This is a genomic window from Pseudomonas haemolytica (assembly GCF_009659625.1).
Classification (GTDB): Bacteria; Pseudomonadota; Gammaproteobacteria; order Pseudomonadales; family Pseudomonadaceae; genus Aquipseudomonas; species Aquipseudomonas haemolytica.
Map to the genome: position 1 here is coordinate 595,000 of NZ_VOIW01000005.1, position 21,720 is coordinate 616,719.

The 21,720-nt window shown below is 59.9% G+C and carries 20 protein-coding genes; 11 read left to right on the plus strand and 9 right to left on the minus strand.

All coding sequences use genetic code 11. The features are described from left to right. Window positions 1–14 precede the first annotated feature (14 nt). The gene (efeO, locus tag FRT59_RS19200; RefSeq protein WP_153872038.1) at window positions 15–833 is read left to right on the plus strand and encodes an iron uptake system protein EfeO; all 819 of its coding nucleotides are present in this window, start codon (window positions 15–17) and stop codon (window positions 831–833) included. A 72-nt stretch (window positions 834–905) separates the two neighbouring features. Here the strand turns inward: efeO and pssA are convergent, their stop codons facing one another. Continuing rightward, window positions 906–2,249, minus strand: a complete 1,344-nt coding sequence (gene pssA / locus FRT59_RS19205) for a CDP-diacylglycerol--serine O-phosphatidyltransferase (protein ID WP_153839822.1) — start codon at window positions 2,247–2,249, stop codon at window positions 906–908. Window positions 2,250–2,374: 125 nt separating this feature from the next. Between pssA and FRT59_RS19210 the strand changes: the two genes are divergently transcribed. Continuing rightward, on the plus strand, window positions 2,375–2,938 hold the full coding sequence (locus FRT59_RS19210) for a TetR/AcrR family transcriptional regulator (RefSeq protein ID WP_153872075.1): 564 nt from the start codon (window positions 2,375–2,377) through the stop codon (window positions 2,936–2,938). A gap of 54 nt (window positions 2,939–2,992) precedes the next feature. After that, entirely contained in the window at window positions 2,993–3,472 is a 480-nt protein-coding gene (locus tag FRT59_RS19215) for a nuclear transport factor 2 family protein (protein WP_034119490.1), read from the plus strand. A gap of 36 nt (window positions 3,473–3,508) precedes the next feature. On the opposite strand, the gene FRT59_RS19220 is transcribed toward FRT59_RS19215, so the two are convergent. Then, a complete protein-coding gene (locus FRT59_RS19220; protein ID WP_153872039.1) occupies window positions 3,509–4,666 on the minus strand; it encodes a PQQ-dependent sugar dehydrogenase in 1,158 nt (385 codons plus the stop codon). Window positions 4,667–4,678: 12 nt separating this feature from the next. Then, window positions 4,679–4,993, minus strand: coding sequence for a hypothetical protein (locus tag FRT59_RS19225; RefSeq protein WP_034119489.1), 315 nt, complete (start codon window positions 4,991–4,993; stop codon window positions 4,679–4,681). Window positions 4,994–5,178: 185 nt separating this feature from the next. On the opposite strand from FRT59_RS19225, the gene ku reads away from it, so the two are divergent. Then, window positions 5,179–6,018, plus strand: coding sequence for a non-homologous end joining protein Ku (ku, locus tag FRT59_RS19230; protein ID WP_034119488.1), 840 nt, complete (start codon window positions 5,179–5,181; stop codon window positions 6,016–6,018). A 24-nt stretch (window positions 6,019–6,042) separates the two neighbouring features. Then, window positions 6,043–8,532 (plus strand): DNA ligase D, encoded by a 2,490-nt coding sequence (ligD, locus tag FRT59_RS19235; protein WP_153872040.1) that lies wholly within the window; start codon window positions 6,043–6,045, stop codon window positions 8,530–8,532. A 19-nt stretch (window positions 8,533–8,551) separates the two neighbouring features. On the opposite strand, the gene lpxO is transcribed toward ligD, so the two are convergent. Then, entirely contained in the window at window positions 8,552–9,451 is a 900-nt protein-coding gene (gene lpxO, locus FRT59_RS19240; protein WP_153872041.1) for a lipid A hydroxylase LpxO, read from the minus strand. 264 nt (window positions 9,452–9,715) lie between these two features. After that, window positions 9,716–11,053 (minus strand): Wzz/FepE/Etk N-terminal domain-containing protein, encoded by a 1,338-nt coding sequence (locus tag FRT59_RS19245; protein ID WP_034119485.1) that lies wholly within the window; start codon window positions 11,051–11,053, stop codon window positions 9,716–9,718. 339 nt (window positions 11,054–11,392) lie between these two features. Between FRT59_RS19245 and FRT59_RS19250 the strand changes: the two genes are divergently transcribed. Further along, window positions 11,393–11,779, plus strand: coding sequence for a TIGR03067 domain-containing protein (locus tag FRT59_RS19250; protein WP_153872042.1), 387 nt, complete (start codon window positions 11,393–11,395; stop codon window positions 11,777–11,779). A gap of 139 nt (window positions 11,780–11,918) precedes the next feature. On the opposite strand, the gene FRT59_RS19255 is transcribed toward FRT59_RS19250, so the two are convergent. Further along, entirely contained in the window at window positions 11,919–12,731 is an 813-nt protein-coding gene (locus FRT59_RS19255) for a class I SAM-dependent methyltransferase (protein ID WP_153872043.1), read from the minus strand. Between the two features lie 154 nt (window positions 12,732–12,885). On the opposite strand from FRT59_RS19255, the gene FRT59_RS19260 reads away from it, so the two are divergent. The 3 genes from FRT59_RS19260 to FRT59_RS19270 all read left to right on the plus strand — a co-directional run bounded on the left by FRT59_RS19260 (window position 12,886) and on the right by FRT59_RS19270 (window position 17,146). After that, the gene (locus FRT59_RS19260) at window positions 12,886–14,124 is read left to right on the plus strand and encodes an MFS transporter (RefSeq protein WP_198809730.1); all 1,239 of its coding nucleotides are present in this window, start codon (window positions 12,886–12,888) and stop codon (window positions 14,122–14,124) included. A 142-nt stretch (window positions 14,125–14,266) separates the two neighbouring features. Further along, complete coding sequence (locus FRT59_RS19265) at window positions 14,267–15,853, plus strand: ABC-F family ATPase (protein ID WP_080752973.1); 1,587 nt, start codon at window positions 14,267–14,269, stop codon at window positions 15,851–15,853. 117 nt (window positions 15,854–15,970) lie between these two features. After that, on the plus strand, window positions 15,971–17,146 hold the full coding sequence (locus FRT59_RS19270; protein ID WP_153872045.1) for an MFS transporter: 1,176 nt from the start codon (window positions 15,971–15,973) through the stop codon (window positions 17,144–17,146). Here the strand turns inward: FRT59_RS19270 and FRT59_RS19275 are convergent. Then, the gene (locus tag FRT59_RS19275; protein ID WP_153872046.1) at window positions 17,140–18,177 is read right to left on the minus strand and encodes an alpha/beta hydrolase family protein; all 1,038 of its coding nucleotides are present in this window, start codon (window positions 18,175–18,177) and stop codon (window positions 17,140–17,142) included. The genes FRT59_RS19270 and FRT59_RS19275 overlap by 7 nt on opposite strands. A gap of 192 nt (window positions 18,178–18,369) precedes the next feature. Further along, window positions 18,370–18,981, minus strand: coding sequence for an FMN-dependent NADH-azoreductase (locus FRT59_RS19280; protein ID WP_034119478.1), 612 nt, complete (start codon window positions 18,979–18,981; stop codon window positions 18,370–18,372). A 125-nt stretch (window positions 18,982–19,106) separates the two neighbouring features. Between FRT59_RS19280 and FRT59_RS19285 the strand changes: the two genes are divergently transcribed. Both FRT59_RS19285 and FRT59_RS19290 read left to right on the plus strand, forming a co-directional pair. Continuing rightward, entirely contained in the window at window positions 19,107–20,015 is a 909-nt protein-coding gene (locus FRT59_RS19285; RefSeq protein ID WP_034119477.1) for a LysR substrate-binding domain-containing protein, read from the plus strand. Between the two features lie 2 nt (window positions 20,016–20,017). Continuing rightward, window positions 20,018–20,368 carry an MmcQ/YjbR family DNA-binding protein gene (locus tag FRT59_RS19290; protein ID WP_153839870.1) on the plus strand — a complete coding sequence of 117 codons (351 nt, stop codon included), beginning with the start codon at window positions 20,018–20,020 and terminating at the stop codon, window positions 20,366–20,368. Window positions 20,369–20,380: 12 nt separating this feature from the next. Here the strand turns inward: FRT59_RS19290 and FRT59_RS19295 are convergent, their stop codons facing one another. Then, on the minus strand, window positions 20,381–21,673 hold the full coding sequence (locus FRT59_RS19295) for an amidase (RefSeq protein ID WP_198809729.1): 1,293 nt from the start codon (window positions 21,671–21,673) through the stop codon (window positions 20,381–20,383). Between the last annotated feature and the right edge of the window lie 47 nt (window positions 21,674–21,720).

Here is a 21,720-nt window from a genome sequence, read left to right on the forward strand (position 1 = left end):
GCGGAATTTCTCCCATGAAGAAGTCGTCTATCGCGTTGTCGTTGTTAATGAGCCTTTCGCCGCTGGCAGCCTTCGCCGCTACCGCGCCGCTGGACCTGGTAGGTCCCGTATCGGACTACAAGATCTACGTCACCGAGGAAATCGGTGAACTGGTGATCCAGACCCAGGCGTTCACCAACGCCATCAATAAAGGCGACCTGGCCACCGCCAAGAAGCTCTATGCGCCGACCCGCGTGCACTATGAGTCCATCGAGCCGATCGCCGAGCTGTTCAGCGACCTCGACGCGTCCATCGACTCCCGCGTCGATGACCATGAAAAAGGCGTGACGGCTGAAGACTTCACCGGCTTCCACCGCATTGAATATGCGTTGTTCTCGCAGAACTCGACCAAGGGCCTGGAGGCTCTTACCGCCAAGCTCAATGCCGATGTGAACGATCTCAAGACCCGGGTCGACGGCCTGACCTTCCCGCCGGAAAAAGTCGTCGGCGGTGCTGCAGCGCTGTTGGAAGAAGTCGCCGCCACCAAGATCTCCGGCGAAGAAGACCGCTACAGCCATACCGACCTGTATGACTTCCAGGGCAACATCGACGGCGCGAAGAAAATCGTCGACCTGTTCCGTGGCCAGATCGAGCAGCAAGACAAGGCCTTCCTGGCCAAGGTCGACAAGAACTTCGCCAGCGTCGACAAGATCCTGGCCAAGTACAAGACCCCGGATGGAGGCTTTGAGACCTACGACAAGGTCAAGGACAACGACCGCAAAGCCCTGGTAGGGCCGGTCAACACCTTGGCCGAAGACCTCTCGACCCTGCGCGGCAAGCTGGGCTTGAACTAAGCGCTGCGGGCAAAAAAAACACCCAGGCGCCGTTAAGCGACCTGGGTGTTTTTTTGCCTGCCGGTTGCCCGGCTACAGGATGCGGTACAACAAACGCTCAATGCGCACGCGGCTGACCCGGCGCAGGAACTTGCCGACTGCTGGCGGATAATCCACCAGCGTCTGCAACTGCTGGTAACCCTGGATACGCGTGGTGTGCTGGAAAATCTGCGCCAACTCGGTACGCCGCGGTTCCAGCCATTGGCTTTTGGGGTCATCGATCAGCAAGCCGTTTTCTAGGTCGAGGCGAAACGCTCGTGGGTTGAGGTTGTTGCCGGTGAGCAAGGTGTAGCGCTGGTCAACCCACAGGCCTTTGAGGTGGTAAGTGTTGTCGCCATCGCGCCACAGGTGCAGGTTCAACTGGCCGCTGTCGATCATCGGCTGGTGGCGCTTGGCAAAGCGCCTCAGGCTGATCTCATACAAGTACGGCAATGCAGCGATGACCTTGAACGGCTCGCTGGGTGGAATGTAGAAATCGTTGGCGGTCTTGTCGCCGACAACGATGTCGATCTTCACCCCACGCGCCAGGGCGCGGTTGATCTCGCGAGTCACCGGCAATGGCAGGTTGAAGTACGGGGTGCAGATGGTCAGTTGCTGCTGGGCGCTTGCGATCAGTTCAAGGATCACCCGGCTCAGGGGGTTGTTCTTGCCGACGCCGAGCAGTGGGCTGACAGACAGGTGGCCATTGGGCAACTGGCCGGCCGTGGTGTCGTAGGCCGCGTGCTTGAGGCGGCTGCGCAAATCGCCAATATCGTTGCGCAGGCTGCGGGTGGTGGGCGGGTTCGGCAGGTCCAGACGGTGTACGGCCTTGGACGCTACCAAACCATGCTCCACCAGGTGCTGCATCGAATCGGCCAGCGGTTGGCTGTGGATCAGGTGATAACGGTCGAAGCGGTATTTGTCGAACTTGTGCAGGTACACATTGTTCAGGCTGGCACCGCTGTACAGCACGCTGTCATCAATGACAAAGCCCTTGAGGTGCAACACGCCGAACAACTCGCGGGTTTGCACCGGCACGCCATACACCGGCACTTCGCTGGCGTGGCTTTGCGTCATTGCCTGGTACCAGGCGCTGTTACCGGGCTGCTTGCCGGCACCGATCAGCCCGCGCTGGGCGCGCAGCCAGTCAACCATCACCACGATGTCCAGTTCGGGCCGTGCGGCTTTGGCTGCGTGCAGGGCGTCGTAGATTTCCTGCCCCGCCTCGTCCTGCTGCAAGTACAACGCAACAATGTAGATCCGGCGGGTGGCCTGGGCGATTTTCTCCAGCAGGCAGCGACGATACGCATCAGCGCTGGGCAGCACCTCGATAGCCTCGGGGGACAGTGGAAAACCACGCAGCTTGGGCAACAGGGAACGTTTGAAGAACGACGGCATAAGGCTCGCAATGGGTCGAATCCGAAGAGGCCCCGAGCTTACACCATGGGGCCGCTCAGGTCTCGCCACCGACAAATGAAAAAAGCCCCTTGACCAAGAAGAACGATCGTTCTACTGTCTTCGGCATGAACGATATAGCCAACAGTGAAACCCGCGACATTATCCTCGACGTGACCGAGAAGCTGATCTATCGCCATGGCATCGCCGCCACTGGCATGGACTTGCTGGTGAAAACCGCCGGTGCCTCGAGAAAAAGTATCTACCGCTACTTCGCCAACAAGGATGAGTTGGTGATTGCCGCCCTGCAACGCCGCGACGAACGCTGGATGCAGTGGCTGCGCAGCGAAGTCGAACGCAGTGCAGACAGCGGCGAACGCCTGCTGGGCCTGTTCAGCGCGCTCAAACAGTGGTTCGGCTCGGCGGACTTTCGCGGCTGCGCCTTTATCAACACCAGCGGCGAAACCGGTAACGCCCAAGACCCGGTGCGCCTGTTAGCCAAAGCGCATAAACAAAAACTGTTCGAGTACGCACTTGAACTATGTCAAGCACATGGCACCCCCGACCCGGAACGGCAGGCCGTACAACTGCTGATCCTGATCGATGGCGCCATAACCGTTGCCCTGGTAATGGGTGATTCTACAGCTGCCGATAGTGCGCAATGCATGGCGCGAACGTTATTGCAACTTTGAACCCACAGGCCAGGCAACTTTCGATCTAACTCTAGTGTTTTCAGGAGCCGCCCAATGTCAGCACATGCAGAAGTCCGTCCACCCTTGCCGCCGTTTACCCGCGAGTCGGCCATCGAAAAAGTCCGCCTGGCCGAAGACGGCTGGAATTCTCGCGATCCGCAGCGGGTGTCCCTGGCCTATACCCTGGACACGCAGTGGCGAAACCGCGCTGAATTTGCCCACAGCCGCGAAGAAGCCAAGCAGTTCCTGGCGCGCAAATGGGCCAAGGAGCTGGATTACCGATTAATCAAGGAACTGTGGGCGTTCACCGGTAACCGCATCGCCGTGCGCTATGCCTATGAGTGGCACGATGACTCGGGTAACTGGTTCCGGTCCTACGGTAATGAAAACTGGGAATTCGATGAGAACGGTTTGATGGCCAACCGCTTTGCCTGCATCAACGATATGCCGATCCAGGCAAGCGAACGCAAGTTCCACTGGCCGCTGGGGCGTCGCCCGGATGATCATCCGGGGTTGTCGGATTTGGGACTGTAGTCGCAAGCCGCAAGCTTGAAGCTTGCGGCTGGCAGCTCAATCCTGATTCAACCCGACCCGATACAGCACTCCATCATCCTCATCCGTCAGCACATACAAATAGCCATCCGGCCCCTGCCGCACATCGCGAATCCGCGCTTTCAACTCACCCAGCAGCCGTTCCTCGTGAATGACTTTGTCGCCATCGAACTGCAACCGGATCAACTCCTGGCTGGCCAGCGCACCGATAAACAGGTTGTGCTGCCACGCCTTGAACCGGTCGGCGTCATAGAACGCCATACCGCTGATCGCCGGGGATTTCTCCCACACATGATGCGGCGCTACTGTGCCTTCCACTGTCTTGCCCTTGGCTTCGGGAATCGGCAGCAGGGAATAGTTGATGCCATGGGTTGCCAGCGGCCAACCGTAGTTCTTGCCGCGCTCGATGATATTGACCTCATCGCCACCACGGGGGCCATGTTCGTTCTCCCAGATCGTGCCAGTCCATGGGTTCAGCGCCAGCCCTTGCGGGTTGCGCTGGCCGTAAGACCAGATCTCGGGGCGTACGCCCGGTTGGCCGACGAAGGGGTTGTCATCGGGTACGCGACCATCCGGGTAGATGCGCACCACTTTGCCTTGCAGCTTGTCCAGGTCCTGGGCCGTCGGCCGGTCGTTATTTTCCCCGAGGGTCACAAACAGATAGCCGTCACGGTCGAACGCCAGGCGTGAGCCAAAATGATTGCCGGTCGACAGCTTGGGCTCCTGGCGCAGGATGACCTTGAAGTCCTGCAAGCCGCTCAAATCAGCGGCCAAACGCCCACGCCCAACGGCGGTCCCGGCTTTACCGCCTTCACCGCCCCCTTCGGCATATGACAGGTAGACCATGCGGTCCTGCTTGAAGTCCGGCGACAGCACCACATCGAGCAACCCGCCCTGCCCTTTGGCCCACACCTGCGGCACGCCCGTCAATGGCGCGGAAAGCTTGCCGTCGGGGCTGACAAACCGCAGGTGCCCGGGGCGCTCGGTGACCAGGAAGCCTTGCTTGTCGGGCAGAAACGCCAGCGCCCAAGGATGGTCCAGGCCCTTGGTGATCGGCGTGACGGTGATGCTGCCTTGCTCAGTGGGGAATTGTTGGCTATCGGCAGCGAATACCGCGCTCAGCGGCAACAGTGAGGCGGCGCAAATAGCCGCTAGCAGGGTTTTGCGTAGAAACATAAGACGAAATCCTTAGCGGCGATTGCCGTTGGCATCATAGGTGGACGCTTTGGGTTCGGTGGCCGGGCGACTGGGGGCCGCCTCTTGCCGGGGGTAACGGTTGCCGATCCCGCCGTTTTCCACGGTCGGCCGGGGGCTGGTCGGGGCGGTCTGGATGCCGCGAACGGCCGGTGCATTAGGCTGGGTGCCCTGCATGCTATTGGGATTGGCCCGGTGGATAGGGCTGTTGTTAGTGTCGTAACGGCCCGGCAGGTTTTGTGCCTGGGCCAATGGCGCAAGGGCCAGGCCCAACGCCAGTACTGCAAGATGATGTACACAACGGTTCATGACCAAGCCTCTCTATGCCGAGTACTACGTGCGTTCGATAACACGCTACGCCGTGGGTTCGCGTTGTGACACTAAATAGTTTCTCATCAGGTGTAACACGATCTGTCCGAGCATCTGCCCACCGAAACTTTTGCCCTGGCCCGCGAGTCACCAGAACACAGTCTCTTCGTTAAGGAGTCACACCTATGCCACGGGCAATCTGGAAAGGCGCCATCAGTTTCGGCTTGGTTCACATCCCGGTATCGCTGGTTTCGGCCACGTCCTCCCAAGGTGTCGACTTCGACTGGCTGGACAAACGCAGCATGGACCCGGTGGGCTACAAGCGCATCAACAAGACCACCGGCAAGGAAGTCACCAAGGACAATATCGTCAAGGGCGTGGCCTTTGAGAAAGGCCGCTATGTGGTACTCAGTGAAGACGAAATTCGTTCGGCCCACCCCAAGTCGACCCAGACCATCGAGATCATCGCCTTCGTTGCCAGCGACCAGATCCCTCTGCAAAACATCGACACGCCCTACTTCCTGGCGCCGGATAAACGCGGTGGCAAGGTTTATGCGCTGCTGCGAGAAACCTTGAAAAAAACCGGCAAGGTCGCCCTGGCCAATGTCGTGCTGCACACCAAGCAGCACCTGGCCGCGCTGATGCCGCTGGAGTCGGCCCTGGTGCTGGTGATGTTGCGCTGGCCCGCCGAAGTGCGCAGCCTGGATGAGCTGGAGCTGGGCAGCGATGTGACCAAGCCGACCTTGGCCAAGGGCGAGCTGGACATGGCCAAGCGCTTGGTGGAAGACATGAGCGCCGATTGGCAACCCGATGAATACCGCGACAGCTTCCAGGACAAGATCATGGCGCTGGTCGCGAAGAAGGCCAAGGCCGGCAAGATCGAAGATGTGGAAACAGCCGAGGGCAGTGAAGAACGTAAATCCGCCGATGTGCTTGACCTGACGGAGTTGCTCAAGCGCAGCTTGGCGGGCAAGCCCGCGGCGAAAAAGCCAGCCGCGAAGAAGTCCAGCAAAAAGGCCTCTTGAGCCCGCCATTGGTTGGAGAATGACATGGCAAAACCCCTGAGCGAGTACAACCGCAAACGCGATTTCGAGATTACCGCCGAACCCGCTGGAAGCTCCCCGGCCGCCAAGCGTAAAGCCTCGGCCCTGAGTTTTGTGATTCAAAAGCATGATGCACGCAACCTGCACTATGACTTTCGCCTGGAACTCGACGGTGTGCTGTTGAGCTGGGCGGTACCCAAGGGACCGAGCTTGGACCCGACCCAGAAGCGCCTGGCGGTGCACGTTGAAGATCATCCGCTGAGCTATGGCAGTTTCGAGGGCAGCATTCCCGCCGGCCAATACGGCGCCGGGGATGTGATTGTATGGGACCGTGGTGTATGGCAACCCCATGACGACCCGCGCAAGGCCTACGCGGCCGGCAAACTCAAATTTACCCTGGTGGGTGAAAAGCTCTCGGGGGATTGGGCCTTGGTACGCACTCGGCTCAAGGGCAGCGGCGACAAGGAGCAATGGTTGCTGATCAAGGAAAAGGACCAGCAGGCCCGCCCAGCGTCCGACTACGATATCGTCCAGGCCCAGCCCAACAGTGTGCTCAGCGATGCCTCGGTGGGCAAAGCCCGGGCTGCCAGCAAACCCAAGAAAACTGCGAAGCCCAAGAATGCGCACACTGCGCTACCCGAGCAATTCTCCCCGCAATTGGCAACCCTGGTCGACCGCGCGCCCGCTGGCGATTGGCTGTACGAAATCAAATTCGATGGCTACCGCATGCTGGCGCGAATCCGCGACGGTGACGTGCGCCTGTTCACGCGCAACGGCAATGATTGGACTGAGCGCCTGCCACGCCAGGTCAAGGCGCTGGAGGCGCTTAAACTCAAGGACAGCTGGCTCGACGGTGAAGTCGTCAGCCTCAACGCCGACGGTTTACCGGACTTCCAGGCGCTGCAAAATGCGTTCGATATCGGCCGTAGCCTGGACATCGTCTACTACCTGTTCGATGCGCCCTTCCTCGATGGGCAAGACCAACGCAAGGCCCCGGTGCAAGAGCGCCGCGCTGCGCTCAAATCCGCGCTTTCCGGTAGCCGCAGCAAGTTACTGCGCTTTTCCGAAGCCTTCGCCGCCAACCAGCGCGATATCTTCGAAAGTGCCTGCGACCTGGCCCTTGAGGGCGTGATCGGCAAGCGGGCCGGCAGCGCCTATGTGTCAAGCCGCAGTGCCGACTGGATCAAGCTCAAATGCCGCTTGCGCCAGGAGTTCGTGATTGTCGGCTATACCCGGCCCCAAGGTTCGCGCAGCGGGTTTGGTGCACTGTTACTGGCGGTCAACGAAGACGCCGGGCTGGTCTACGCCGGGCGCGTGGGCACCGGCTTTGACCTGGCGGCACTGAAGGCGATCTACGCCAAGCTCACGCCCCTCGAGCGTAAAACCTCGCCACTGGAAAAACCCCTGACCAGTGCCCAGGCCCGCGGTGTGCATTGGGTTGAACCAACGTTGGTCGCTGAAGTGCAATTTGCCGAGTGGACCCGTGAGGGTGTGGTGCGCCAGGCGGCTTTCGTGGGGCTGCGCACGGATAAACCGGTCTCGCAGATCATTCATGAACTGCCACGCGCGGCCAAAACGCTCAAGCAGCCCAAGGCAAAAGAAACGCATAAGGGCGTCAATATTACCCACCCCGAGCGAGTCATCGACCAACAAAGCGGTACGCAAAAACAGCAATTGGCACAGTTCTACGCCGACATCAGCGGCTGGATCCTGCCCTTTCTGCATGGCCGGCCTGTCTCCCTGCTCAGGGCACCGGAAGGCATCGACGGCGAGCAGTTTTTCCAGAAACACTCCGAGCGCATGGCGATTCCCCACATCAAGCAACTGGACCCGGCGCTCGACCCCGGCCACGCGCGCCTGCTGGAAATCGACAACGCAGACGCCCTGATGGGCGCTGTGCAAATGGGCACTGTCGAACTGCACACCTGGGGCGCTACCACGGACAAAATCGAAACCCCCGACTTGTTCGTGCTGGACCTCGACCCCGATCCCGCCCTGCCCTGGAAAGCCATGCTGGAAGCGGCGCAACTGACCCTGTCGGTACTGGATGAGCTGGGCTTGCAAGCCTTCGTAAAGACCAGCGGCGGCAAAGGCTTGCACCTGATTGTGCCCCTGGCCCGACGCGATGGCTGGGACACCGTGAAGGCGTTCGCCAAAGCCATTGCCCAGTTTATGACTGAACAACTGCCCGAACGCTTTACTGCCACCAGCGGCCCGAAAAACCGTGTGGGCAAGATCTTTATCGATTACCTGCGTAACGCTCGTGGCGCCAGTACGGTGGCGGCTTATTCCGTACGGGCCCGGCCAGGCTTGCCGGTATCGGTACCGGTCAGTCGGGATGAATTGAAAGGCTTGCGCAGCGCCCAGCAGTGGACGGTGGCGAACCTGCACGAGCGGCTGCAGGGTTTGAAGGAAGATCCTTGGGCCGGCTACGCCAATCGACAGAAAATCAGCAAGAAGATGTGGGACAAGCTGGGCGCTGAACCACCGCAGTGATTCGCGCCCTGGGCAAGCTTCAAACAAGAATGAAGATGAGCGCCAAACCAGCGAAGATCGCCCATTTTTCCAGGTAGTAGCGCGTGCGATTGCGCTTTTTAAGCTCTTTGCCACGCAGACGGATCTTGTACAGGCGAGTAAAGGCACGGTTGAGGCCGCCGGTCTTGTCGCCATCGTCATTGGGCGAGCCTGCGGCCGCCATCACATTGCGGCTGAACCACCGGTTGAACGCCGCCGCCCAACGGTACTTCATCGGGCGCTCAATATCGCAAAACAGAATGATCCGGTTTTGCTGCGTGGTGTTTTCCGCGTAATGAATGTAGGTCTCATCGAACATCACCGGCTCGCCGTCACGCCAGTAGTAGCTCTCGCCATCCACATTGATATAGCAGCCAGGATCGTTGGGCGTATCCAGCCCCAAGTGATAGCGGTAGGAGCCCGCGTAGGGGTCACGGTGGCGCACCAGCTTGGAGCCCGGTGGCAGCTCGGCGAACATCGCAGCCTTGATCGAGCCGATGCCTTGCACCAACTCGGTGGTGCGTGGGCACAGCTTCATCGCCGACGGGTGGCTGTCGCCGTACCACTTGAGGTAGAAGCGCTTCCAGCCTGACTTGAAGAACGAGTTGAAACCCACGTCGTTGTACTGGTCCGAGCGCTTGATCTCCCCTGCGCGCATCAGGTTCTGGCCTTCCTGGCGGATCTCCTCCCAGTGCTCCTGCAACGGGCTCAGGTCCGGAAAGTCGCTGGGCGAGAGATACGGGCGGCTGGGTTGCTTGGAGAACAGGTACAGGAAGCAGTTGATCGGCGCCAGGAACGTCGAGTGATCGCTAAGCTGGCGACCCAGCTTGTGTCGCACCCGACCACGCAGGTGTACATACGCAATGGAGGCAACGTAGAGAGCAACAATGATGAGTTTCAAGGGATTCGTCACAAGTCAGGGAGAGAACAGGCTGCTCCTGCGGGCCCACAACGGCCGAGGATGGATAAGCAGCACCTGAAATCACAATTCACATACCGGTGACACGGCCGGCTGGGCAACCTGTCGGCGTGAAACCATTGACGTTATTTAGCCACACTTTGTAACCAAAGGTTAACTAAGAATTGTGAAAAGCTGTCCACTGGTTGTGCTTGAGGGGTGAGCAGGCGGGCCCTTGGGCCCGCCTGTATGAACGCTTTGCCAGGGCTATAGCGGGTCGTTTTTACCTTCGCGGCGAGGAACGCTGCTGTCACCCAATGCGGTATAAGGCAAGGCTTGGCCTCGGCTGCGGATGAAGTAGCGGATCAACGCAATCATCATCCCAAGCAGCAAGCCGCCGACGAGACTTAACCCGATGACCAGCGGTTTCTTCGGCTTGATCGGCGCCACAGGTTCCTGGGCGCGGCGGTCGATCGTCACCAGCTTCAAGTTGCTCATGTCGATATTCAAGCTGCGCAACCTGGCGACTTCAGCGCGTAACGGCTCTACGTCCTGCAGGAATATGTCTTCATTGCCACGCTTTTGTAGCACCTCGACTTCGCGGTTGCTTTCCAGCAGTTGCAACTCCTTGCCGATCTCGGCAATGCGTGTGTTGGTGAAGTCATCACTGGTGCGCTGTTGCAAAGCCGAGCGCTCGGCTTCCAACGCCTCGGTGCCCATGAAATACAGCGGGATCTTCTGATTGTTCACCTCTGTGCGCATGACCTGGCTCGAACCGTTGCGCGTAGCATCAGCCATGGAGGATGGCGTCGTCGGTGTGCGGATCCCCATCGACTTGGCAATCGTAATGGCTTCCGCCAGCTCAGCCAGGCGGTTGGTCCGCTCCATCTTCATCTGCAAGCGCAGTGCGCTGAGCTCATCCTGCAACTGGGCACGCTTGAGCCGGTCAGCCTCAAGCAGCTTGGCGATCTTGGACTCTTTCTCGGTATCGTAGTTGGCACGGGCAGCGTCGATCTTGCCTTTAAGCTCGCTCAAGCGGTTATTGACGATTACCTTGAGGTCGGCGCCGACTTGCTGGCGCTCGGCAGCAATGGCGTAATCCACGAACCCGTTGAGGATCGCGACACCATCGACGTCGGTCGGGTACTGCAACTCAAGGCGAATATAGCTACTGAGCGAATCGGATTTCTTGGGATCTGGCAGGATCAGGTTGACGGAATTTCGATTGAACTCCTCAAAACTCTGTTCAAGGCTTTGCCCCGGTTTCTTGAACGTCTGGAACAACTCCTCGTGGTCCTTGAAAAATCCCAGGCGGGCCTCGTAGGAGTCCAGCTGTGCGCCCACTTTTACCAGCGCATCAGCAGGCGGCAACTTATAAACTTCCGAACGGTTCAAGGCATCCAGCTCGTTGATTGCCGCAGGCCTTAACACACTGCTGACTTCATACGTCTTGGGTGCAAGGAAGGCATACCCCGCGCCTAATACGCCTGCCAGAAGCGTACACCCCACAATCAGCTTTTTTTGTCGCCAAATCGCGTGAAACAATTCAATCAGATCAATTTCATCAGAAGCAACGGAAGGCGGGAGCGGGGAAGTTCGATTCAAAATAAGAACACCTTAAGATAATACTAAAAGGCCATCATTCTCAGAAGCACAATGACTTCTCACATCAGGGACAACGCCCTGTACACGGCGGACCAATGGCGATATGACCACTCAGTCCGCTGAAAAATCCCACAGTTATATGGAATATTTCCATTTTATTTCGGCTAATAGGACAAATGTCACAACCCTGTCGGACTAACCTAGCTGCAAGAGTAGTCAATACATCATGAAAATGCTGTCAAATGCCTGTCCTATAAAGAAAAAAACTCAGCTTCCCTGTATTGCAGTTTCACTCTCGATACAATTTAACGCTTCCCTCTTCAGCAATAAGGAATTTGCATGTCGCCTTTTTCAGCCGCGGATTTTCACAAGCTTCAAGGTGCCTGGGAACAAACTGCCCTTGAAGACAGTGGCGTTCTCAACCCTGCTGACGCCCACAGCGCGCCAGGGGCTATAACGACAATTAGCGGAGATGGATTCGAAGTGGTTACGATCAGTGGCGATGTATTGCTGGCGGGGCGTTTTATCCTCGACGCCAGCACCACCCCCAAAAGTATCACCTGGGTCGACACCATCGGCGATGATGCGGGCAAGCAGTTGCCTGCCAGCTACTGGCTTGAAGGTGATGATTTTGTGTTTATCGCAGCGGATGAAGGGATGCCCAGGCCTACGCAATTCAGCACCGGCCCGGGGCAAACCATGCGCACCTTCGTACGGCGATCGTGATCGGCGCGTCTATCCGATTTGATCACAGCGTTTTCACAAAGCCTTCACTTTTCGATCTATAGGGTGGACCTACCTACTCCAGTGAATCACTTGGCCCGCCTCTCCTCGCGGGCCTTTTTTTTGCGCGATGGAAACTGGATCAGCCGGCCCGCTTGGTTGCCGTCAAGGTAAAGCACAACGGCAATTGCGCGGTCTGGTGCTGATATTGGTCGTAGAGCTCTTCCCGATTGGAGTGCGGGTACTCCTGCAAGTGACCTATCTGCAATTGCGCCGCGATCGCCGCGCCAACCACACTTCCCAGGGTGTGTACATACCAATAGGACGTCGGTCCGGCCTGCTCACCCTGCCCTTCATAGACAATCGATTCCTGCAGCACAAAGGGTTCGCGCTGGAAGTAGGAGCTGGCAGGCAACAGTGGGTTGGCCGCCCGCGGGTCGAACACCTCGAGGAAGGGGTGGGTTTCGTACATCACCAGGGTGCCGCCAGGTTTAAGCACACTGGCGACATGCTGCATGAACAGCCCCACATCCGGCATCCAGCCCAGCACGCCAATGGTCACCAGGGCAATATCGAAACGTGCGTGCAAACGCTCGGGCAAATGATGGATATCGGTCTCTACGAACTCGGGGCTATGGGGCGACACCGCGGCCAGCTCACGTGCCTGGTCCAGAAATGCCCGGGACTGATCGATCCCCACCACCGAGCGCGCGCCCAAGCCATACAGTGAGAGGCTTTCGCGGCCATTGTTGCAGCCCAGTTGCACCACGTCCTTGCCCACCACACCGACGTCTTGCAGCAACGCGGTGATGGTCGGGTCAAGACAGGAGAAATCAGGCTTGGCTACCGAGGCCAGCAACGCCGTCCAGGTGGCCGTGTCTTTATGCAGCCGGGCGGATTCGTCCCAGGCGTTTTTGTTGCTGGCAATTGCCTCTTGTGCTGAGGGCATGTCCATTGCTTCTCCAGAAAGTCAGTCAGGCGGGCTTGGGAAAGTAAATCAAATGCCAGCAGGATAGAACCCTCGACGACCGCGAAACTTATCGTCAAGCCTGCTGGTCACTAAACCAACGCGTGTTCGCTCCCTGAGCACCGCTTTTGAAGGTCGCACCGTGGCCCATCCCTCAGACCTGCGCATCGCGTTATCCCTGGACAGCCTGAACTTCTTCCTCGCCGATGTGCGCGACGGTCTCGGGCCGTATCTGGCGATCTACTTGTTGGCGGTCCATCAATGGGACCCGGCCAGCATCGGTGTGGTCATGACCCTGGCGGGCATCGCCGCCTTGATCACCCAGGGCCCGGCTGGTGCGCTGATCGACCGCACCCACCGTAAACGTGCAGTCATTGCATTTGCCGCGCTGTTGGTCACCACCAGTTGCCTGATGCTGCCCTTCGTCAGTTCATTTGGCTGGGTGGCGCTGACCCAAGCCGCCAGCGCGATAGCCGCCTCGGTGTTCGCTCCAGCAATTTCCGCGATTTCCCTGGGCATTACCGGCCCCCGCGCTTTCACCCGGCGCACCGGACGCAACGAAACCTTCAACCACGCCGGCAACGCCGTGGCTGCGCTGCTGGCTGGTGGCTTGGCCTATCTGTTCGGGCCGGTGGTGGTGTTCTACCTGATGGCCTTCATGGCGGTCGCCAGCGTTGTCGCGGTCAGTTGCGTACCGGCCAAGGCGATTGACCATGAGGTCGCTCGCGGTTTCGACCCGGCCGTTCACAGCGATCATGAACAGCCCTCGGGCCTGAACGTGCTGTTGGCCAATCGCCCTCTATTGCTGTTCGCCATCTGCTGCGCCCTGTTTCACCTGGCCAATGCCGCGATGCTGCCGCTGGTCAGCCAGAAGCTGGCACAGATCAACCTACAGATGGCCACGCCCCTGACCTCCGCGTGCATCGTCGCCGCGCAGTTGGTCATGGTGCCGATGGCCTGGCTGGTGGGGCTCAAGGCCGATGTATGGGGGCGCAAGCCACTGTTGCTGGCCGGGTTTGTGATTCTGCCGCTGCGCGGCGTGCTCTATACCCTGTCCAGCGACCCGTACTGGCTGGTGACGGTGCAGATGCTCGATGGCATCGGCGCTGGCATTTTCGGCGCGCTGTTCCCGGTCATCGTCAAGGACCTGACCCACGGCACCGGGCGCTTCAACGTCAGCCTGGGCGCCCTCTCCACCGTATTCGGCCTGGGCGCGGCGCTGAGCAGCAGCCTGGCCGGTTTCGTGGTGCAACAGGCAGGCTACAACGCGGCCTTTCTGACGTTGGCCGGCGTGGCAGGCGTGGCGTTGCTGCTGTTATGGCTGGCGATGCCAGAGACGATGGCGAAACCATCCTTCGCTCGCCATACAACTGTTGCCTGACATATGCGACAATGCGCGCCAAATTCCAACACACATCCAAAATTTTCCGCTCAGCGACCGGGTTTCGCGCCTTGATGTCGCTGTTGACGCATGCCTGAAGGCACCTGCCGTCACGCTCGCAACCCATTGATAGGTAAAGTAATTGATCTCCACAGCTAACATCACCATGCAGTTCGGCGCCAAGCCGCTCTTCGAGAACGTCTCGGTCAAGTTCGGCGCCGGCAACCGCTATGGTTTGATCGGTGCCAACGGTTGCGGCAAGTCGACCTTCATGAAAATCCTGGGTGGCGACCTCGATCCGTCCGGTGGCCAGGTCATGCTGGAGCCGAATGTGCGCCTGGGTAAACTGCGCCAGGACCAGTTCGCCTACGAAGAATTCACCGTGCTCGACACCGTGATCATGGGCCACGAGGAGTTGTGGAAGGTCAAGGCCGAGCGCGACCGTATCTACTCGCTGCCGGAAATGAGTGAAGACGACGGCATGGCCGTCGCCGAGCTGGAAACCGAGTTCGCCGAGATGGACGGCTACACCGCCGAATCCCGCGCCGGTGAGCTGCTGCTGGGCCTGGGCATTCCCCTGGAACAGCATTTCGGCCCGATGAGCGAAGTGTCCCCAGGCTGGAAGCTGCGCGTTTTGCTGGCCCAGGCGCTGTTCTCCGACCCTGAAGTGCTGTTGCTCGATGAACCGACCAACCACTTGGACATCAACACCATCCGCTGGCTGGAAAACATCCTGACCCAGCGCTCCAGCCTGATGATCATCATCTCTCACGACCGTCACTTCCTGAACAGCGTGTGCACCCACATGGCTGACCTGGACTACGGCGAGCTGCGCCTGTTCCCAGGCAACTACGACGAGTACATGACCGTGGCGACCCAGTCCCGCGAGCAACTGCTGTCGGACAACGCCAAGAAGAAGGCGCAGATCTCCGAACTGCAATCCTTCGTCAGCCGCTTCTCGGCCAACGCTTCCAAAGCCAAGCAGGCCACCTCCCGCGCCAAGGCGATCGACAAGATCCAGCTGGCCGAGGTCAAGCCTTCGAGCCGTGTGAGCCCGTTCATCCGTTTCGACCAGAACAAAAAACTGCACCGCCAGGCGGTCATCGTCGAGCGCATGGCCAAAGGCTTCGATGGCAAACCGCTGTTCAAGGACTTCAGCTTCCAGGTTGAAGCCGGCGAGCGCGTGGCGATCATCGGTCCGAACGGTATCGGCAAGACCACGCTGCTGCGTACGCTGGTCAACGAACTGACGCCGGATGCCGGTAGCATCAAGTGGACCGACGCGGCTGAGCTGGGCTACTACGCTCAGGACCACGCCCATGACTTCGAAGACGACATGAGCCTGTTCGACTGGATGGGCCAGTGGACTCAAGGCGAGCAAATGATCCGTGGCACCCTGGGTCGCATGCTGTTCTCCAACGACGAGATCCAGAAGTCGGTGAAGGTGATTTCCGGTGGTGAGCAAGGCCGTATGCTGTTCGGCAAGCTGATCCTGCAAAAGCCGAACGTGCTGATCATGGACGAACCGACCAACCACTTGGACATGGAATCCATCGAGGCGCTGAACCTGGCGCTGGAGAACTACCCGGGCACGCTGATCTTCGTCAGCCACGACCGTGAGTTCGTATCGTCCCTGGCCACCCGCATCATCGAGTTGAGCCCTAGCGGCGTGATCGACTTCAGCGGCACCTACGATGACTACCTGCGTAGCCAGGGTGTGGTGTTTTAAGGACAGCCAGTAGTTTTCAGCTGCAAGCTGCAAGAGAAAGCCCTGTCCATGTGACAGGGCTTTTTTCATGCTCACTTATGCCATCATGCCGTACCGCCCGCCAGCGAACGAGTGCCCATGCCTGCCGCCGCCCCGTCCTCCCTGTCGATCACCCTGCAGATCGTCTCCATCGTCTTCTACACCTTCATTGCCTTTATCTGCATCGGCCTGCCGATTGCGGTGATTCCAGGCTATGTGCATGAGCAACTGGGTTTCAGCGCCGTAGTCGCCGGGATCACCATCGGTTCGCAATACCTGGCCACCCTGCTCAGCCGCCCGATGGCCGGCCGGATGTCGGATAACGTCGGCACCAAGCGCGCGATCGTGCTGGGCCTGGCCGGCATTCTGATCAGTGGCGTGCTGACCTTTATCGCCACCCTGGTGGAAAGCCTGCCGACTTTGAGCCTGAGCATTCTGATCGTCGGCCGCCTGTTATTGGGCGTGGCCCAGGGCCTGATCGGCGTGGGCACCATCAGCTGGTGCATGGGCGCGGTAGGCACCGAACATACTGCGCGTTCGATTTCCTGGAATGGCATCGCCTCCTACGGCGCCATTGCCATTGGTGCGCCAGTCGGCGTGGTGATGGTGGCGACATATGGCTACACCAGCCTCGGTATTGCCCTGTCGGTGTTGGCGGCGTTGGGCCTGGTGCTGATCCGCACTAAACCTTCGGTGCCGGTGGTACGCGGTGAGCGGCTGCCGTTCTGGGCGGTGTTCGGGCGTATCGCACCGTTCGGCACCAGCCTGTGCCTTGCCTCGATTGGCTACGGCACGCTAACGACCTTTATTACCCTGTATTACCTCAACCGCGGCTGGTCCGGCGCGGCCTACTGCCTGACGGTATTTGGTGTGTGCTTCATCCTGTCGCGCCTGGTGTTTATCTCGGCCATCAGCCGTTTTGGCGGGTTCACTGCTGCCATCGCTTGCATGCTCATCGAGACCCTGGGCCTGACGTTGCTGTGGTTGGCGCCGTCCACCGGCGTGGCGTTAATCGGTGCCGGGCTGACCGGCTTTGGCTTGTCGCTGGTGTACCCGGCGCTGGGGGTAGAGGCCATCAAACAGGTGCCGGACAGCAGCCGGGGCGCAGGGCTGAGTGCCTATGCGGTATTTTTCGACCTGGCCCTGGCGATTGCCGGGCCGTTGATGGGCGCCGTGGCGTTGAACCTCGGCTACGGCTGGATCTTCTTCTGCGCCGCACTGCTGTCGGTCAGCGCACTCGCCTTGACCGTACTGCTCAGGCGCCGTGCCTACTGATCCGCAGTCTGCAAACCGGCGCGAGTCGTCTGGCCGAGGGTATGGCTGAAAAAGCGCCCGGCCTCGGAGACCAGGTCGCGGTGGATACCTTCGCGATCGACACCATCGGCATCGGTGCAGATGGCCGGCATCGTTGCCAATTGATCACTGTCACACGGCGCCATGAACACGAAGTGCCCTGCCCCGGCCAACAGTTTGAAATCGGGCGGCTCCGGCAGCTTGCGCGCCAGGGCGGCAGCGTTTTTGTCCACGGCCACCAGCTTGTCACCATCGCCACTGTAGAGCAGTACCGGCACATGTACGTCAGCCAGGGTGTGGCGGCCAAACATAAGGCTCAGTGGCGCCATCAGCATCAGCGCATGGATGCGTGGGTCGGCCTGGGGTTGCAAATCGTCCCGGTCGACGACCAGTTCGCCGTTGGTGGTGCAGGCGTCGCGGTCCTCCGGGCGTTGCTGGCAGTAGCGGCGCAGGCGGTCGAAATCAGGCTTGGCGCCCGCCAGGATCAAGGCAGTTTCGCCACCGGCGGAATAACCGATGACGCCGATCTGATCGACGTCAACGAAGGGCGACAGCATTGAATCGGCCAAGGTGGCGGTGATCGCCTGGGAAATCTGGATCGGCCGGCCATACAAATTGCTCACAGTCCCCAGGCGGCTGTGATCCTTGTAGTTGTCGCCAGGGTGAAGCACCGCCACCACCACAAACCCTTTGCGCGCCAGGGAGGTGGCCAGGTCATGCAGGGCCAGCGGCGTGCCGGTATTGCCATGCGACAGCATCAGCATCGGGAAACGGCCAATCGCGACCTTGGCGTCTTCACTGGCGGCAACGCGATAAGGCCCCAATTGCGTGGTGTGCCCAGCGTCGGTTGAAGGATAGAACGCAATGGCTTTCATCGGCTGTGAATCCAGCGGGTCAAGAACGCTCATGCGATGAAAGCCCACACTCCAATGAGGATGCGGTGCCGGGGCGGCGTGCACTGAAACCAGGCCGCCAACCAGGGAGAGAACCAAAACAGCACAAAGACGCATCATGGGGATGTCCACCTTTGCTGCGCAAAAACCGGCATGTCGAATAAAAAGTCCAGGGTGTTGGAACCATGTGTGCATAACCTGGGCCACAAACGAAAAAACTCCGTACTCCGCTCGCGTTCAGGCGATCAGAATACAGAGTTTAGGCGCCCGACTTCAAAATGAAACCGAGCAAAGGCGCAATTTACACTAGCCTTACGCAGCGGCGAACAACTCTTCGTTAATGCGTACGTTGGCGTCGTTCATGGCCTTGCTGCGCGCTTCATCACCGTAGGCCAGACCTTCGGCACGGACGATTTCAATATTAGTGATGCCGAGGAAGCCGAACAGCAGCTTCAAGTAGCCTTCATGGGCGGCGCCCGAGGCTTGGTCCGCATGCAGGCCGCCAGCGGTGGAGACGATAATGACTTTCTTGTTGCCGCACAGGCCTTCAGGGCCGGCTTCGGAGTAACGGAAGGTCTGGCCGGCAACCGCGATGCGATCGATCCAGGCTTTCAACTGAGTGGGAATAGTGAAGTTGTACATCGGCGCACCCACCACCACGGCATCGGCAGCGAGGAATTCAGCCAGCGACGATGCACTCAGTTCAGCCTCGTGTTTTTGCGCCGCATCGCGCAACTCAGCGGCCGTCCCCAATGCGCCCAGGGTGGCGCCGGAGAAGTGGTTGATGCCTTCACTGGCGAGGTCACGATAAGTCACTTCCACACCCGGCTCAGCCGCTTGCCACGCCTTGACCACACCAGCGCTGAGCTGGCGGGAAGCGGAGTTGTCGCCGAGGATGCTGGAATCGATATGCAGTAATTTCATGGTGGATCTCCGAGGTGGGATCGACAGTGGCGATCAGATGGTGGTGATGCTACACATGAAACCAATAGTCGATAAGTAAGCTTAAATGCGATAGTTTGTCCCACTGACAGGACAATAGGCCCAGCATGCAAGACCTCAACGACCTCTACTATTTCGCTAAAGTCGTCGAAGCCGGTGGTTTCGCGGCGGCTGGGCGGCTACTCGGAATTCCCAAATCCAGGCTGTCGCGGCGCATTGCCGAGCTGGAGGAACGCCTGGGTGCGCGCCTGCTACAACGCACCACCCGCCAACTGACCTTGACCGCCGTCGGCGAACGATACTTACGCCACTGCCAGGCCATGCTGCTGGAGGCGGAAATGGCCGACGAGGCCGTGGCCAGCATGTCCAGCGAGCCGCGCGGGCGTATTCGCGTCAGCTGCCCGGTGGGCCTGGCCCAGAACATCCTGCCGGAATTGGTGGCCGGGTTTCTTGCCGCGCATCCGTTGGTGCAATTGGACATGACGCTGGTCAACCGCCGCGTCGACCTGGTGGCCGAAGGCATTGACGTGGCCCTGCGCGTGCGCGAACTGGGCGATGAAGACCCGCTGCTGGTGACCAAGCGCCTGCGCCAGGCCCAGACGGTGCTGGTCGCCAGCCCCGCGTTCATGCGCGAGCGGCAGGTGCACACCCTCGAAGACCTCAAGCAACTGCCCATACTCGGCGCACTTGAAGCCGACCGCATGGTGCACCAGCGTATTCTCGACCCCCAGGGCAACCCTCACGACCTGGTGATGGAGGCCCGCCTGGGCATCGAAGACTTCACCGTGCGCAAGGCCAGCGCCATCATGGGCTTGGGCTTCACGGTGCTGCCGATGATGTATTGCGAGGAGGAACTAACCAGTGGCCGCCTGGTGCAATTGTTGCCGCAATGGTCATTGCCGGGCGGCTGGTTGCAGGCCGTGTACCCACATCGGCGTGGTGTGTTACCGGCCATCCGGGCCTGGATCGACTACCTGGAAGAAGGCTTCAAAGGCTGTGGAGACCGTACGTTATGAGCATGACCGAAGCACAAGTCGCCGCGTTCTGCCTGGGCCTGCCCGGTGCGCGGGAAGACTATAAATGGGGCGGCGTACGCGTGTTCTCGATTGCCGGCAACAAGATGTTTGCGCTACAGAATCTGCGCGGTGAGTCGCTGGCGTTCAAAGTCGATAAAGAGTTGTTCCTGGGCCACGTCGACCGCCCGGGCATCCACCCGGCGCCGTATCTGGCGCGAGCGCAGTGGGTCATCATGAACACGCCCTACCCGTTGGTTGCAGAGGAACTGCGTGGCCTGTTGCAGCGCTCTCACCAATTGGTGGTGAGCAAGCTGCCCAAGCGCACGCAGGTCGGGCTAAGGCTGGAGGGTTGATGGGGCGCAGCCTCAGGGCGTGAAAGCGAATGCCCGCTCGATGACCCGCGCTGCGGCTAATGCCAGATGCTCATTCCACGGCCGCGCGACGATCTGCACCCCTACCGGCAAACCATCAGCATCCGTTCCGGCGCGCACCACCACACAGGGCCAGCCGGCCAGACTGTAGGGCAACGTATGGTTGAACAACCCTGGCCGTGTCTCACCCAGGCGTGGTGCCGCAGCGACGTCAACCGGACACAGGATAAGGTCGTGGTTCGCCATGAACCCCAGCATGGCACTGCGAAACTGGTCCCAATCAGAGAACAGCTTGATTGACTGCGCACCGGACCCCTTGCTCATCGCCCAATAACGTTCAGTAATATCGCGAGCGGTGCTCAGTGCCGAGGGAAAGGCCGCATGCAGCCGCGCGCCCGCGGCTTCCAGGAGATTGGCGACGGCCTGCAGCGTTGCCTGAGTGATGGGATCAACCGGCTCGATGCCGCCATCGCTGTACCACGCGACTCGCAAACCGTTCACGCCACGAACAGGCACATCGTGCAGCGGCATTGGAATCACCCCCGCATCCCGTCCGTCCTCACCGGCGATCACCTGAAGCACCAGCGCCAAGTCATCCACATGCCGGGCCATCGGACCGATCTGGCTGCGATAGTCGCTCAAACCACCCGGGTGATCGAAAACCCCGGTATTGGGGACCCGGCCAGTGGTAGGCTTCAACGTGCAGATACCGCAGAAATGCGCGGGCACCCGCAAGCTGCCGCCGGAATCACTGCCCAGCCCCAAGGGAGACAAGCCCGCAGCAATTGCCGCTGCTTCACCGCCGCTGCTGCCGCCCGGGCTATGGGCCAACCCATGGGGGTTACGCGTCGCGCCGTAGACCGGATTGTCGGTCACCCCACCTCCGCCACCCGGCGGGCAGTTGCTTTTGCCCAGCAAAATGGCGCCGGCGGCCTTCATTCGTGTCACCACCACGGCATCCTGCTCCGGCAGGTAGTCAGCCCGCTCAGTCAAACCTGCCGCCGACACCACACCACGGGTATCGATCACATCCTTGACGGTAAAGGGCACCCCGTGCAGCAGGCCCCGACACTCACCTTGAGCCAGTGCACGATCCGCTGCCCAGGCGTCGGCCAGCGCCGCTTGCGCGCACACTTGCACCAAGGCGTTGATCGATGGATTGAGCGCTTCAATGCGGGCGAGGTAGGCCGAGACAACAGCCGTGGACGTGAGCTTGCGTTGCTGAATCAGCGCGGCAAGCTCAGTCGCCGAGCGGCGTAAGAGTGAATCTGAATCAGACAACGACATTCGTACTATCCCAATGCGCATCAGGGCGTTGAGCATAACGCCAACCT

Bases quoted from the DNA above. Each gene is read 5' to 3' on its own strand.
- FRT59_RS19220 (WP_153872039.1), bottom strand. From the start codon at position 4,666: ATGTTTCTACGCAAAACCCTGCTAGCGGCTATTTGCGCCGCCTCACTG.
- FRT59_RS19285 (WP_034119477.1), top strand. From the start codon at position 19,107: ATGCAAGACCTCAACGACCTCTACTATTTCGCTAAAGTCGTCGAAGCC.
- FRT59_RS19275 (WP_153872046.1), bottom strand. From the start codon at position 18,177: ATGATGCGTCTTTGTGCTGTTTTGGTTCTCTCCCTGGTTGGCGGCCTG.
- FRT59_RS19295 (WP_198809729.1), bottom strand. From the start codon at position 21,673: ATGTCGTTGTCTGATTCAGATTCACTCTTACGCCGCTCGGCGACTGAG.
- FRT59_RS19270 (WP_153872045.1), top strand. From the start codon at position 15,971: ATGCCTGCCGCCGCCCCGTCCTCCCTGTCGATCACCCTGCAGATCGTC.
- FRT59_RS19255 (WP_153872043.1), bottom strand. From the start codon at position 12,731: ATGGACATGCCCTCAGCACAAGAGGCAATTGCCAGCAACAAAAACGCC.
- pssA (WP_153839822.1), bottom strand. From the start codon at position 2,249: ATGCCGTCGTTCTTCAAACGTTCCCTGTTGCCCAAGCTGCGTGGTTTT.
- FRT59_RS19250 (WP_153872042.1), top strand. From the start codon at position 11,393: ATGTCGCCTTTTTCAGCCGCGGATTTTCACAAGCTTCAAGGTGCCTGG.
- ku (WP_034119488.1), top strand. From the start codon at position 5,179: ATGCCACGGGCAATCTGGAAAGGCGCCATCAGTTTCGGCTTGGTTCAC.
- FRT59_RS19280 (WP_034119478.1), bottom strand. From the start codon at position 18,981: ATGAAATTACTGCATATCGATTCCAGCATCCTCGGCGACAACTCCGCT.
- FRT59_RS19225 (WP_034119489.1), bottom strand. From the start codon at position 4,993: ATGAACCGTTGTGTACATCATCTTGCAGTACTGGCGTTGGGCCTGGCC.
- FRT59_RS19215 (WP_034119490.1), top strand. From the start codon at position 2,993: ATGTCAGCACATGCAGAAGTCCGTCCACCCTTGCCGCCGTTTACCCGC.
- FRT59_RS19210 (WP_153872075.1), top strand. From the start codon at position 2,375: ATGAACGATATAGCCAACAGTGAAACCCGCGACATTATCCTCGACGTG.
- FRT59_RS19290 (WP_153839870.1), top strand. From the start codon at position 20,018: ATGACCGAAGCACAAGTCGCCGCGTTCTGCCTGGGCCTGCCCGGTGCG.
- efeO (WP_153872038.1), top strand. From the start codon at position 15: ATGAAGAAGTCGTCTATCGCGTTGTCGTTGTTAATGAGCCTTTCGCCG.
- ligD (WP_153872040.1), top strand. From the start codon at position 6,043: ATGGCAAAACCCCTGAGCGAGTACAACCGCAAACGCGATTTCGAGATT.